Raw genomic sequence first — 13,157 nt, forward strand, 5'->3', positions numbered from 1 at the left:
GGACAGTCGCAAACCGATGACCTGGCGCGGTTGGGCAGTGAGCGACACCGACATGCCTCAACGACCGAAGAAGCGAGCTCGCCGTCGGGCCGGCCCTAGCGCGCACCGATGGGGGCGAAGCCGCCGACCGGCGGGAACGCCTGTGCGCACTGCGACGTTCTTCTCGTCAGCGCGAGCATGCGTGACTGAACCTCTCCGGCTCGAAACCAAATCCCAAAGTGGAGGGCGGCATGGCCCGCATGTCGAGCGATTTCTTCGTCCAGCGCCTCAAGGATTGGGGCGTGAGCCGAATCTACGGCTATTCTGGCGATGGCATCAATGGCGTGCTGGGGGCGCTCCAGCGCGCCGAGAAGGAAGGCTCGGGCATCGAGTTCATCCAGGTCCGCCACGAGGAGATGGCGGCCTTCATGGCGACGGCGCATGCGAAATTCACCGGCGAGCTCGGCGTCTGCCTGTCGACCGGCGGTCCGGGCGCGACCCACCTGATCACCGGGCTCTATGACGCCAAGCTCGACCATGTCCCGGTCCTCGCGATCGCGGGCCAGGCCGAGAGCACCGTGCGCGGTGCAAGCTATCAGCAGGAGCTCAATCTCGACCGACTGTTTGCCGACGTCGCCGCCTATGTGCAGGAGGCGAGCGCGCCGGCGCAGGTCCGCCATGTGACCGATCGCGCGATCCGGATCGCGGTCGCGGGCAACGCGGTCTCAACCATCGTGCTGCCCAAGGACATACAGGATACGAAATATGAGGAGCCGGGCCAGGCGCACGGCTTCACCCGCTCGGGCACCGGCTATGCACATCCGATCGTCGTCCCGCAGCCCGCCGATCTCGCGCGCGCGGCGGAGGTACTGAATGCAGGCGCCAAGGTCGCTATCCTGATTGGGGCGGGAGCCCGCGGCGCGTCGGCCGTGGTGACCGAGGTCGCCGACCTGCTTGGCGCCGGCGTCGCCAAAGCGTTGCTCGGCAAGGATGTCCTGCCTGACGATCTGCCGTTCGTGACCGGGGCGATCGGCTTGCTCGGGACCAAGCCATCGTCCGACCTCATGCGCGAGTGCGACACGCTTCTGCTGATCGGCACGGGCTTTCCCTGGGCCGAGTTCCTGCCGAAAGACGGGCAGGCGAGGGCCGTGCAGGTCGACATCGACGCATCGATGCTGGGGCTGCGCTACCCCGTCGAGGTCAACCTGCATGGAGATGCGGCCGAAACGCTGAAAGCGCTGATCCCGCTGCTCCAGCGCAAGGATGATCGCAGTTGGCGCGAAGGCATCGAGAAGGCGACTGCGCAGTGGTGGCAGACGCTCGAGGAACGCGCCATGGCGGAAGCAAAGCCCGTCAATCCCCAGCGCGTGGTCTGGGAAATGTCGCCGCGTCTGCCCGCCGACGCGATCGTCACCTCGGATTCGGGCTCATGCGCCAACTGGTACGCGCGCGACTATCGCGTGAAGGTCGGGCAGCGTGCCTCTCTCTCGGGCGGTTTAGCCTCTATGGGCGCTGCGGTTCCCTATGCGATCGCGGCCAAGTTTGCTTATCCTGATCGGCCCGTCGTGGCGCTGGTCGGCGACGGCGCAATGCAGATGAACAATCTGGCCGAACTCATCACCGTCCAGAAATATTGGAAGCAGTGGCGCGATCCGCGCTTCATCGTCTGCGTCTTCAACAACGGCGATCTCAACGAGGTCACGTGGGAACAGCGGGTGATGGAAGGCAATCCGCGTTTCCCGACGACGCAGGATATTCCGGACGTCCCCTACGCGCGCTTCGCGGAATTGCTGGGGCTTGGCGGCATCTACGTCGATGATCCATCCGCGCTTGGGCCGGCGTGGGAAGTTGCGCTCTCCGCCGATCGCCCGACGCTCATCGAGGTGAAGACCGATCCCGAGGTCGTGCCGTTTCCACCGCAACTGACGCTCGAGCAGGCCAAGGGTCTGATGAGTTCGATGGTGATGGGAGACAAGGGCCTGGGCACGATGATCGCCGACACGGCGCGCCAGCTCCTGGTAACTAATGCGCGATTCAGCGGTTAATGGACCGTCAGCATCTTGCTGCTAGGTGGTCGGCATGCCCCAAGCGACACTTCAGGCCTGGCTTTCACTCTATGCCGCGGTCGGCGTCATGGTGGCGCTGTGCGCTGTCCTCGCGATGATAAAGACCGCCTACGATTATCGTCTGGGAACTAGGAAACTCCCAACTGCGACCGTCCTCGATAAGGTACTCGTTGCACCCCGGTTGTGGATACGTTGGCAGATCAACTATCTGCTCGGCGCGCCGGCGATCCTCGGAATTGCGATCTATTACGCGCACTACCTCGGGTTCGATACTCTTGTAGATGTGTAAGCGAGTAACTGGACCCCCCTGCCCCGGAATTCCTGTCGACCCACTGCCAAACCGGCGGTCTGAATCGATGCTGTCCTGAACGATCCGGTGCTCCACCCTCGAGTGATCGCTGCGACATAGTCCATCGTCTCGCGAAACGGCGGAATACGGCGCATCGATCGCCAGCACGCCGTGCGGCAATTTGTCATTGGCGGTGCCAATTGGCAGGGAGGCCGAGGCTGTCCCGGGAGACCGAAACGCGATTGAAGACGCCGTAGCCAATCGACAGGAACTGGACCGGGCGACACGTGCCATCGCCGTGTTGCCAACGACCTTGAAGGAATCGCTGGTCCTCCGGACTATCGAGGGCATCAGCCAAGTCGAAACCGCACTGATACTCGACATAAGCGAGAAGGCGGCCGAAACGCGTCTCTATCGCGCCCGCCAACGGGCAGCATCGCTGTCGTAACAGCTTGGCCCCACCCTGTTCGGCAAAAAAGAAGGCACGAGTTTGAGGGGTAAGCGATCTGCCGTCGTATCGTATGCATGGGGGATACAACGGATGCGCGCCGCGGAGACGGCTTTTCGACCAAATCTGGGCAAGACATGGAGCGCGGCGACCAGAAGTCGGGTCAGGGCGCTTTTGCGGTTATGGATGCCATGCGCTGTGTCCTGGCAGTCGTAGTCGCGTTCGCACATGCTTGGTATCTCCTCATCGAAGATTATTGCGGGCAAGCCTCGGTCGCGGCTTCGGCCGGCTATTTTTTGGCTGGTTATGCGCATGCAAGCGTCATTCTTTTCTTCGTGCTCAGCGGCTTCTGGATCGCGCGCAGTATCGACAGACGGATCGGGGATTGGCATTGGTCAAGCTACCTGATCGACCGCCTTGCGCGATTGCTGGTCGTGCTAGTGCCGGCATTGGTGATCGGTGGAGCGCTCGACGCGGTGGGCCTCTACGCCCTCGAGTCATCGACCCATCTCGGCACGACCGAGACTTACGTGCTGCGCAAGGATGTCGTCGGCGCGCTCGAGTGGCATGTGCTGCTAGGCAACATTCTCTTCTTGCAGGGCATCGTGGTTGCGCCGTTCGGCACTAACGGACCACTTTGGAGCCTCGCTTATGAATTCTGGTTTTACATCTGGTTTCCGGCCATTGTCGTCAGTTGGAGGCAACGTCGCCCGTCAATCTTCTTAATTTTTATCGGTCTGGCCTGGATTACGCCATTCATGCTGATCGGCTTTGCTTGTTGGCTTTGTGGTGCTGCGCTTCATGGTATGACCAAAACGCATCTGACCGATTTTCCCCGATCACCGATTGGCCGCACCTGGCTGATCATTGCGAGCAGCATATTACCGGCAATACTTATCGTTGTGCGGGTTGTCGGACTGGAGGGCCTTGAACTGGCACTGGCGGGCGCATTCGCACTTTTTCTATATATATTGCTACGAGCGAATCCGCCAACGCCGCGCTGGTTGCGACCGTTCGCCGGTTATGGAGCAAAAGCCAGCTTTTCACTCTATGCCATGCACTTTCCAATCATGGCATTCGCCGCAGCGTTGTTAGTGGGCTCTGAGCGCTTACCACCAACGGCGGGCAACATCGCACTTGTTGGCGCTACGCTCGCACTTGCAGTTTTTGCCTGTGGTCTGTTTGCGACTCTCACCGAACGGCACACCGCGCGGGTACGCACCTTCTTCTACGCCAAGCTGTTGACCGTCCAGAAAGCGTGCGCGGGCCGTTTGGTATCCTAGAACTGCAGCAAGGCTTGTCGAATCGGTGAGGGGTGGATGGATTACGCACGTATCATCCACTGACTGTTATGGATGCGCTAGCCTGTCCGGCGTAAGCGTGGTCAGCAGGCCGTCTTGCGGTAGCGCCGGTAGCAGGGATGCTTGTCGCCTTTGACGAGGGCGCGGCCGTGCGGGAAGTTTTGGGTTCTACGACCAGTCATACGAGCACTCGTATGACTGGTCGGATGGAGGTGGTTGGCCGGGTGTCAGGCCGGCGCCGATGGTCGGACACGGAGAAGCTGGAGATCCTGGCGGAGGCGTTCCGACCGGGGGGTCGGGTCTGCGATGTCATCGCGCATCGCGAGGTATCGAGCAGCCTGATCTACACGTGGCGCAAGCAGCTGCGCGAAGGCAAGTTGGCCGGGGCGATGCCGTCGCTGCCGGTATTTGCCGAGGTACAGGTGGCGGAACTGACGCCGCCAGCGCCACAGCCGGCGCCATATCCATCGGGGCTCATCCAGATCGAGTTGCCGGGCGGCGTGCGGGTGAGTGTCGACGCAGGCGTGGATGCAGATGTGCTTGCACGGGTTTTGTCGGTGCTGCGATGAGCCCGGTGCCAGTGCCGTTGCCGACGCGGGTGTTCCTGGCGTGCGGCGTGACCGACATGCGCAAGGGGTTCGATGGCTTGGCGGTGCTGGTGCAGCAGGTGCTGGCGCAGAACCCGCATTCGGGTGGCTTGTTCGCGTTCCGTGGCAAGCGGGGGCATCTGGTCAAGCTGCTGTGGTTCGACGGCCAGGGGCTTTGCCTGTTTTCCAAGAGGCTCGACCGTGGCCGTTTCGTCTGGCCAGTGACAGCGACCGGCACGGTGACGCTGACGCCAGCGCAATTGTCGATGCTGCTGGAAGGCATCGACTGGCGGCGCCCCGAGCGGACGTTCACGCCGACGCTGGCAGGGTAGGAACGGCGGTTTTGCGCCACTTTCTCTCGCTCGCCGACCTGCAATCTGCTATGGAAACGGAGTGTCGGAAGCGCCTGTTTCCCCTGCTGATGCGACCGCGCGGATCGCCGCGCTGGAGGCTTCGCTCGCCCGGGCCAATGCCGCGCTTGCCGCCCGCGACCTGCTCATCGATACGCTGCGCGGACAGATCGCGCGGCTGCGGCGAATGCAGTTCGGCGCGTCGTCCGAAAAGCTGGGGCGCGAGATTGAGCAACTCGAACTGGCGCTGGAGGAACTCGAGACCGAGCGCGATGCGCCTGGGCCTGAGATGGTTGACCCTGGCGTGGCGGTTCGGCCGGTGCCCGTCCGCAGTCTGCCCGGACATCTGCCGCGCGAGGAGGTCGTCCACGAGCCGGCGTCGGGTGCCTGCACCTGCCCGGACTGTGGCGGTGCGTTGCGCGCGCTCGGCTTGGACACACACGAGATGCTCGACATTGTGCCGGTGCGCTGGCGCGTCGTGCGCAACGTCCGCCCCAAAATACAGTTGCCGGGTATGCGAGAAGATTGTCCAGGCACCCGCACCGGTGAGCGCTGTGGCCAGAGGCAAGGCGACCTTCGCGACGCTGGCGCACGTCGTCGTCTCCAAGTTCGACCACCATCTGCCGCTCTACCGCCAGGCCGAAATGATGGCAGCGCAAGGTATCGACATCGACCGCTCGACATTGGCGAGCTGGACCGGACAGGCCGCAGCACTTCTCGACCCCATCGTCAGCCGCATCCGCGACGAGGTGCTCAAGGCCGACAAGATCCATGCCGACGACACGCCGGTGCCGGTGCTCGACCCCGGCCGGGGCAAGACCGCGACTGGCCGGTTATGGGTGTACGCGGCCGACGACCAGGCATCCGGCAGCACGGCGCCGCGCGCGACCTGGTATCGCTTCACGCCAGACCGCACCGCCGCGCACCCGCTGTCTCATCTCGCCGGCTTCCGCAACTTCCTGCAGGCGGATGCCTATGCCGGTTATGACGGACTGTATCGGGGTGGCGTCACCGAGGTGGCATGCTGGGCACATTTCCGGCGCAAGGTCTTCGACCTGCACGAACGGTCGCCTACACCGCTGACCACCGATATCCTCGAGCGGATCGGCACGCTTTACGCTGTCGAGGCCGAGGTCCGTGGCCAACCACCCGACGTGCGATGGCGAGCCCGACAGGAGAAAAGTCGACCGCTGGTCGACGCCTTGCGCGAGGTGCTCGACGCCAGCTTGCGCCGCCTGTCGTCGAGGTCCGACATGGCAAGGGCCATCGCCTATGGCACGAAACGCTGGCTAGCGCTGTCGCGCTTCCTGGGTGATGGTCGCCTGGAGATCGACAACAATATCGCGGAGCGTGCGCTGCGCGGTGTCGCGGTCGGACGCCGCAACTGGCTGTTCGCCGGTTCGCGCGCAGGCGGCGAGCGGGCCGCGGCCATCTACACCATCATCCAGACGTGCAAGGCGAACGGCGTCGACCCACCGGCGTATATCGCCGATGTCATCGCCAAGGTGGCCGGTGACTGGCCAGCCAGCCGCTGGGACGAACTCATGCCGTGGAACTGGTCCCCCGAACCTGCCAGACTGGCGGCATGAGCGTCGAGACCATCGCCCGCCTGCATATCGTCCTCGATGACATCGAACCCGCCATCTGGCGCCGGGTCGACGTGCCGGCGACCGCCAGCCTCAAGATGCTCCACGACATCGTCCAGGCTGCGATGGGTTGGGAGGACTACCATCTGTGGCATTTCGAGGCCGCCGACCAGCGCTACGGCATTCCCGACCCAATGTGGCCGGAGAGCGGCATGACCGCTGCAAAGAACGTGAAGCTCGCGACGCTCATCGATCGGGGCGTGCGGGAGTTCGTCTATACCTACGACATGGGCGACGACTGGCGGCACACCATCACCATCGAGACGGTCGGCCCCGGCGAACCCGACGTCAAATATCCGTGCTTCGTCGACGGGGAACGGCGCTGCCCGCCCGAAGATGTCGGCGGCTTGCCCGGGTTCGAGATGTTCCTTGATGCCATGGCCGACCCCGGCCACGAAGAACACGACCGCTTACGTGAATGGTATGGCGGCCCCTACAACGCCGACGACATCGACGAACGCTTCACCCGCCGCGCCGTCGCCGCCATCGCCATCCGCCGCCACGCCGGCAAACTCGCCTACCAAAAGAGCCGCACTCAATAGCAAGGCGGTCTGCTGCCCACGCTTACTGTCCGGCGACGCGCGACACGGCGCGGCGCACTTATGCGGGCGGGCGGCATCAACACGGGAGAGTAGCGATGATGAAGAACGCATATGTGAGCTTGGCGGTGCAGACCGTCGTCAGCGGCATCATCATGTATTTCGTTATGTTCGTGATGATCGACAGTTTAGGCAGCTTCTACAACAACCTGAATATGTTCTATATGACGCTGATGATGGTCGCGCCGATGGTAGTCGCGATGATCCTCGCCATGCGCCATATGTTTCCTTCCAGGGCGGCGAACAGCGCACTAATTATCGGCTCGATCGCGGTCTTCCTCGGCAGCTACGCGCTGATCCGGACGCAGACGACGATCGGAGACCGGGCGTTCACGCGGTCGATGATTCCGCATCACTCGGGCGCGATCCTGATGTGCCAAGAGGCGTCGCTCCGTGATCCCGAGTTGAAAGCGCTATGCGGCGAAATCATCAAGGGGCAGCGCCGCGAGATCGATCAGATGAAGGCCATTCTTCCCCGGCTTTGAACCGAAGCGCGACTGATAGGACAAGCCACCCAACGATTATCGCTTCGGCGGATGAGGGGGGCGCGCTTCCGGCGCGTAGAAAATTGACACGACCCGAGGAGATCGAGCTGCGTATTGTACCCGTGCTGGCGACCCTTGCCTTGCTCGCTACCCCGGCCCTAGCCCAGCAGGCGGGGCATCAGGGCATGAACCATCAAGGCATGGATCATTCCAAGATGATGCAGCCAACCGCGGCCAACCCCTACGGCCGGCCGAGATGGACATGCACCAGAAGATGATGGCGGCGAAGGGAGCCGATGCCGGCGAGACGTGGATTCGCAAGATGATCGAGCATCACCGCGGTGCGGTCGCGATGTCGCAGATCGCGCTTCGCAGTTCCCAGAATGCAGAGGTCCGGGGCGAGGCGCAGAAAGCCATCACAAGCCAGAACCGCGAAATCGCGACCCTGAATGCGATGCTCCGCAAAATGGGCAAGCCTGCTCAATAACCGCATGGTCCCGCTCCAATCGGACGGGACCGCCAACGATGCTTCGACCAAGATCTGTATGCGCTACCTGATCGCCGCGCTGGCGCTGGGCGTTCGTCGGACGACCTTGGCGGCGACGTGACGGTGAAGGCCGAGCGGGGGACACGCCAGTTCGCGACCGGCGACCGCATCATGTTCCTTCGCAACGAACGGGGCATGGGGGTCAAGAACGGCACGCTCGCCCGATCGAGCGGGTATCGCCCGAGGGCATGGCGGTGCGCCTCGATGACGGGCGCGGTGTCGCGTTCGACACCAAGGATTATGCCCATGTCGATCATGGCTATGCCGCCACCATCCATAAATCGCAGGGGGTGACGGTCGATCGCGCCCCTGTCCTCGCCACCCCCGGCATGGACCGGCACAGCGCCTATGTCGGCATGTCGCGGCATCGCGACGACGTGCATCTCCATTACGGCCGCGCGACTTCGCCGACCAGCGCCAGCTCGTCCGCGCCCTGTCGCGCGACCGGGGCAAGGGACATGGCGGGCGACCATGCCCGGCCCGAGCAGGACCAGGCCCGCGCGTTCGACCGGTTGCGTGCCGCGATAGAAGGTCAGGACCGTGAGCTGGCATTGCTACGCCGTGCCGTGGAGGGCTTGGCGGCCGAGCGCGCCGCGCGATCAACGTGCCCGACTACAGCAAGGCGCTTGGCGTGCTTCAGCAGGGCGTGGACACGGCGACCGGCCGCATCGACCATGTTGTCCATATTCTTTCCAAAGCCCCGGTCATGGCGATGACGCCCAAGCAGATGGCGCAGCGCATCGCGGCGTGAACGCTCGGCCTACCACGTTGGGAAGCAGGGCAGCGCCTAATGCAGAGCGCCAGCCCGACCGCGTTCCGTGGGATCGTCGCGGCCGACAGAATCGTGACGGTTAATCGCGAAGCGATTGAAAGGTGCGTAGAAGCTGCTGCGAAAGCCCGTGAGACGGTGCGATGCACCGTCAAGGTCGCGCCCGCCCCATAAAGTAACAACGCGGACTTTTGAGGCTTCAGCCGGTGTCATGACCGTTTCAGGCCGGTGCACTTATGATCGCGAGGCGGGCGCGTGCGGATCAACGCACAATCCTTTTACGCGCCCGCCCCGAAAGCCCTCAGGCAAAATAGGGCTCTCTATTGCGTCACCGCGAAGCCGGCCTTCTCTATGGCCCGCTTGAGTTGCTGTACATCGGCCGTCGAGTTTACCGAAACGGTCTTGCTCGCCAAGTCGACGTTGACGACGGCCTTGGCATCGACGCGCTGAAGCGCGCTGGTCACACCGCGCGCACAGCCTCCGCAGGTCATTCCCTGAACTTTGAAATCGATCATCTTCGTTCTTCCATGAGGTGGATGAAGCAGATGTGGGGTTTGACACTGTGTCAGGGTCAAGGGGTGTATTTAGCTGTTGACCTTGACACGATGTGAGGGACGATAAGGCCATCGACTCAGTAGTGGAGACGACCATGAGCGCCCCGGCGCAGCTGCCAATGCAGACACAGGCGAGAAGCGAAGACAGGCTGTCGCTGGCCATCGATGGCATGACCTGCGCGACGTGTGTCGGGCGGGTGGAGCGCGCCATCGCCGGGGTGCCGGGCGTCGCCGGCGTCTCGGTCAATCTCGCGACGGAGCGCGCGAACGTCGAGTTCGTCGATGGACGATCCGATGTCGCTGCCGTAGCCGATGCGGTTCTTGCGGCGGGCTACACCCCGTTGACGCAAACGACCGAGTTGACGATCACGGGCATGACCTGCGCCTCATGTGTCGGCCGGGTCGAGAAGGCGCTGCTGAAAGTGCCCGGCGTCCGCTCCGCGAGTGTCAACCTGGCAGCCGAGACGGCGCGGATCGAAACGGTGGGTGGCGTCCCCACTTATGTCTTGGTCGAGGCCGTCGAAAGCGCTGGTTACACCGCATTCGCGCGCACCGGATCGGCGGAGGCGGAACGAAGCGCCGAGGACGCCCGCCGCGACGCAGCCGCAACAAGAGAGCTCCGCCACGTGCTGATCGCCGCGGCGCTGTCGCTGCCGCTGGTCGTTCCGATGCTGCTGGCCCCGTTCGGTATCGAGGTGGCGGTGCCGGGCTGGATCCAGCTGCTGCTCGCGACGCCCGTGCAGTTCTGGCTGGGCGCGCGCTTCTATCGCGCGGGTTGGAAGGCCGCGCGCGCCCGAACCGGCAACATGGACCTGTTGGTCGCGATCGGCACATCGGCCGCCTACGGGCTCAGCCTCTACCAGCTGCTGTTCGCGCCGATGCACGGCATGGATGCGCATTATTACTTCGAGGCTTCGGCCGTCGTCATCACCCTTATCCTGCTCGGCAAATGGCTCGAAGGCCGCGCCAAGCGTCAGACCGGAGAGGCGATCCGCGCGCTGATGGCGCTGCGGCCCGACCAGGCTCGCGTTGTCGGCACCGACGGCAGCGAACGAGAGATTGCCCTGGCGGAGGTGCGCTCGGGTGACCGCGTCCGCGTCCGGCCCGGCGAGCGCATCCCCGTCGATGGACGACTGATCGAGGGAGCAACCCATGTCGATGAATCCATGCTCACCGGAGAGAGCCTTCCGGTCGCCAAGGCCGCTGGAGACCCAGTGACCGGCGGATCGATCAACGCGGACGGCCTCATCCTGGTCGAGACGACGGCGGTGGGGGCTGAGACCACCCTCGCTCGCATCGTGCGCCTTGTCGAAAGCGCGCAGGGCGCCAAGGCTCCGATCCAGCGGCTCGTCGACAAGGTCAGCGCCGTGTTCGTGCCAATCGTCCTCGTCATAGCCGCGCTGACCCTCGCCGGCTGGCTGATCGCCGGCGCCGGAGTGGAAGTCGCGATCCTGAACGCGGTCGCGGTGCTCGTCATCGCCTGTCCGTGCGCGCTCGGCCTGGCCACGCCGACCGCGATCATGGCCGGCACGGGCGTTGCCGCGCGGGCCGGTGTCCTCATCAAGGACGCGGAGGCGCTGGAGACCGCGCACCGCATCAACATCGTCGCGTTCGACAAGACCGGCACGCTGACCGAGGGCAAGCCCTCGCTGCTGGCCGCACTGCCGGCCGAGGGGGCCGAACGCGCCGAGCTGATCGCGCTCGCCGCGGCGCTTCAGGCTGGAAGCGAGCATCCGCTCGCCCGGGCCGTCTTGGCGTGGGCCAGCTCGGAAGGCGTCGAACCCGCCCGCGCCAACGGGATGCGCGGCCTGCCCGGCCGCGGGGTTGCTGCAGACGTCAACGGCCGCAACCTGATCCTCGGCAGCACGCGCTTGATGGACGACGAAGCTATCGTGATGACACCGCTGGCGAGTGAGGCGGCCAGGCTGGAAGCCGAGGGACGGACGGTCTCCTGGGTCGCGGAACGCGCGCCCGAACGCCGCCTTCTCGGCCTTCTGGCGTTCGGCGACGAGGTCAAGGCTTCCGCCGCTGCTGCCGTGGCGGCGCTGCATGGCCGTGGCATACGCAGCGTGATGCTGACCGGAGACAATGCGGGAAGCGCCCGCGCAGCGGCGGCCAAGCTCGGCATCGACGATTTCGTTGCCAATGTCCTGCCGGAAGGAAAGTCGGATGCGGTAGCAGCATTGCGGGGCGGGGACCGCACGGTCGCGATGGTCGGGGACGGCGTCAACGACGCCCCTGCCCTCGCTGCAGCAGATGTCGGCATCGCCATGTCAACCGGAACAGACGTTGCGATGCACGCAGCGGGCATCACGCTGATGCGGGGCGATCCGCGCCTGGTCGCGGACGCGATCGACATCTCCAAACGGACATATTCCAAGATCCGCCAGGGGCTGTTCTGGGCGTTCATCTACAACCTGGTCGGCATCCCGCTGGCAGCGTTCGGGTATCTAAGCCCGGTGATCGCCGGCGCGGCGATGGCGCTGTCGAGTGTCAGCGTCGTCGCCAATGCTCTGACGCTTCGCCGTTGGCGTCCGACAGCGGCTTGAGGAGGCGATACGTGAATATAGGACAGGCGGCCAAAGCTTCGGGCGTCAGCCAGCGGATGATCCGCCATTATGAGGCGATCGGCCTCATTCCGAAGGCCACGCGGCGTGATTCCGGCTACCGCGACTATGACGAACGCGAAGTCCACATGTTGCGCTTCATCGGCCGCGCACGCGATCTGGGCTTTCCAATTTCGGAGATCGGCCAGCTCGTCGCGCTGTGGCAGGACGGCGATCGGGCGAGTGGTGAGGTCAAGGCCCTCGCGCTTGCACGAGCCGCGGAGATGGAGCGCAAGGAGCACGAGCTCCGAGCGATGCGCAAGTCGCTCGAAGATCTGGCGCGTCGCTGCGCGGGCGGAGATCGACCGGATTGCCCGATCCTGGACGATCTTGCGATCGGAGTGGAACATGTGAGTCTGCGTTGCGCTAAAGAAAAGGGTTGACCTTGGACCATGGTCCGAGCCGCAAGGACGGTGAAGTCCCGACCCCGGCGAGGGAAAGCGCCAAGAACCGCGTATATACAAGGGGAGGGGGGCGCATATGGAAGGAAAGACAATGCATCAGATCGATCCCGAGATGAAGGCGTGCATGGACGCCTGCCATGAATGCCACATCACCTGCCTTCACATGGCGATGAATCACTGCCTGGAGGCGGGCGGGCGACACGCCGAGCCTCAGCACATGAAGCTGATGCTGGACTGTGCTCAGATTTGCAGTGTCGCGATCGACTTCATGGCGCGCAAGTCCGAGCACCACCGGCATATCTGCCGCGAGTGCGCCGAGATTTGCCGGGCGTGCGCGTCGAGCTGCGAAGGGCTGGACGGCATGGAGGATTGCGTCGCCGCGTGTCGCAAGTGCGCCGACGCTTGCGACAAGATGGCCGCGTAAATGGCCCGAGGGCGGCGCTTTCCCCGCCGCCCTCCCGTTACATTGCGAGCCAAGGCGCGTGAGACGGTGCGATGCACGGTCAGGGTTGCGGCAACGCTTTAGA

Annotated in this window: 13 protein-coding genes and 3 pseudogenes; 15 read left to right on the forward strand and 1 reads right to left on the reverse strand. The window is 64.2% G+C overall.

From position 1 onward, the window contains the following. The first annotated feature begins 230 nt into the window (after positions 1-230). From MF609_RS19355 to MF609_RS19410, 12 genes and pseudogenes are all read left to right on the forward strand, one after another. Entirely contained in the window at positions 231-2,024 is a 1,794-nt protein-coding gene (locus tag MF609_RS19355) for a thiamine pyrophosphate-requiring protein (RefSeq protein ID WP_037447408.1), read from the forward strand. A gap of 34 nt (positions 2,025-2,058) precedes the next feature. Further along, entirely contained in the window at positions 2,059-2,334 is a 276-nt protein-coding gene (locus MF609_RS19360; RefSeq protein ID WP_010408871.1) for a hypothetical protein, read from the forward strand. 193 nt (positions 2,335-2,527) lie between these two features. Continuing rightward, positions 2,528-2,782 carry an RNA polymerase sigma factor gene (locus tag MF609_RS19950; protein WP_336945164.1) on the forward strand — a complete coding sequence of 85 codons (255 nt, stop codon included), beginning with the start codon at positions 2,528-2,530 and terminating at the stop codon, positions 2,780-2,782. A 77-nt stretch (positions 2,783-2,859) separates the two neighbouring features. Then, the gene (locus MF609_RS19370) at positions 2,860-4,065 is read left to right on the forward strand and encodes an acyltransferase family protein (protein WP_046407121.1); all 1,206 of its coding nucleotides are present in this window, start codon (positions 2,860-2,862) and stop codon (positions 4,063-4,065) included. Between the two features lie 212 nt (positions 4,066-4,277). Continuing rightward, positions 4,278-4,652: an IS66-like element accessory protein TnpA gene (gene tnpA / locus MF609_RS19375; RefSeq protein ID WP_037447081.1), complete on the forward strand. Its 375-nt coding sequence runs from the start codon at positions 4,278-4,280 to the stop codon at positions 4,650-4,652. After that, positions 4,649-5,002: an IS66 family insertion sequence element accessory protein TnpB gene (gene tnpB / locus MF609_RS19380; protein ID WP_037447084.1), complete on the forward strand. Its 354-nt coding sequence runs from the start codon at positions 4,649-4,651 to the stop codon at positions 5,000-5,002. The genes tnpA and tnpB overlap by 4 nt, the downstream gene beginning before the upstream one ends. A 61-nt stretch (positions 5,003-5,063) precedes the next feature. Continuing rightward, positions 5,064-6,609, forward strand: a pseudogene (gene tnpC / locus MF609_RS19385) (IS66 family transposase). After that, a complete protein-coding gene (locus MF609_RS19390; RefSeq protein ID WP_242417704.1) occupies positions 6,606-7,208 on the forward strand; it encodes a plasmid pRiA4b ORF-3 family protein in 603 nt (200 codons plus the stop codon). The pseudogene tnpC and the gene MF609_RS19390 overlap by 4 nt, the downstream one beginning before the upstream one ends. Positions 7,209-7,303: 95 nt before the next feature. Further along, positions 7,304-7,750, forward strand: a complete 447-nt coding sequence (locus MF609_RS19395) for a DUF305 domain-containing protein (protein WP_081796470.1) — start codon at positions 7,304-7,306, stop codon at positions 7,748-7,750. Between the two features lie 83 nt (positions 7,751-7,833). Beyond that, positions 7,834-8,237 (forward strand): annotated as a pseudogene (locus MF609_RS20140) (DUF305 domain-containing protein). Between the two features lie 90 nt (positions 8,238-8,327). Then, positions 8,328-8,794, forward strand: a pseudogene (locus tag MF609_RS19405) (Ti-type conjugative transfer relaxase TraA); the annotation flags it as partial. Between the two features lie 293 nt (positions 8,795-9,087). After that, a complete protein-coding gene (locus MF609_RS19410) occupies positions 9,088-9,240 on the forward strand; it encodes a DUF6118 family protein (RefSeq protein ID WP_007407005.1) in 153 nt (50 codons plus the stop codon). A gap of 146 nt (positions 9,241-9,386) precedes the next feature. On the opposite strand, the gene MF609_RS19415 is transcribed toward MF609_RS19410, so the two are convergent. Continuing rightward, complete coding sequence (locus MF609_RS19415; protein ID WP_007407007.1) at positions 9,387-9,581, reverse strand: heavy-metal-associated domain-containing protein; 195 nt, start codon at positions 9,579-9,581, stop codon at positions 9,387-9,389. Positions 9,582-9,715: 134 nt separating this feature from the next. On the opposite strand from MF609_RS19415, the gene MF609_RS19420 reads away from it, so the two are divergent. The 3 genes from MF609_RS19420 to MF609_RS19430 all read left to right on the forward strand — a co-directional run bounded on the left by MF609_RS19420 (position 9,716) and on the right by MF609_RS19430 (position 13,054). Further along, a complete protein-coding gene (locus MF609_RS19420) occupies positions 9,716-12,169 on the forward strand; it encodes a heavy metal translocating P-type ATPase (RefSeq protein WP_269430554.1) in 2,454 nt (817 codons plus the stop codon). Positions 12,170-12,180: 11 nt separating this feature from the next. Continuing rightward, positions 12,181-12,609: a Cu(I)-responsive transcriptional regulator gene (gene cueR, locus MF609_RS19425; RefSeq protein WP_082731082.1), complete on the forward strand. Its 429-nt coding sequence runs from the start codon at positions 12,181-12,183 to the stop codon at positions 12,607-12,609. A 112-nt stretch (positions 12,610-12,721) separates the two neighbouring features. Then, positions 12,722-13,054 carry a four-helix bundle copper-binding protein gene (locus tag MF609_RS19430; protein ID WP_046985870.1) on the forward strand — a complete coding sequence of 111 codons (333 nt, stop codon included), beginning with the start codon at positions 12,722-12,724 and terminating at the stop codon, positions 13,052-13,054. Positions 13,055-13,157: the final 103 nt, after the last annotated feature.

The sequence above is a fragment of the Sphingomonas panni genome (assembly GCF_022664435.1).
GTDB lineage: Bacteria > Pseudomonadota > Alphaproteobacteria > Sphingomonadales > Sphingomonadaceae > Sphingomonas > Sphingomonas panni.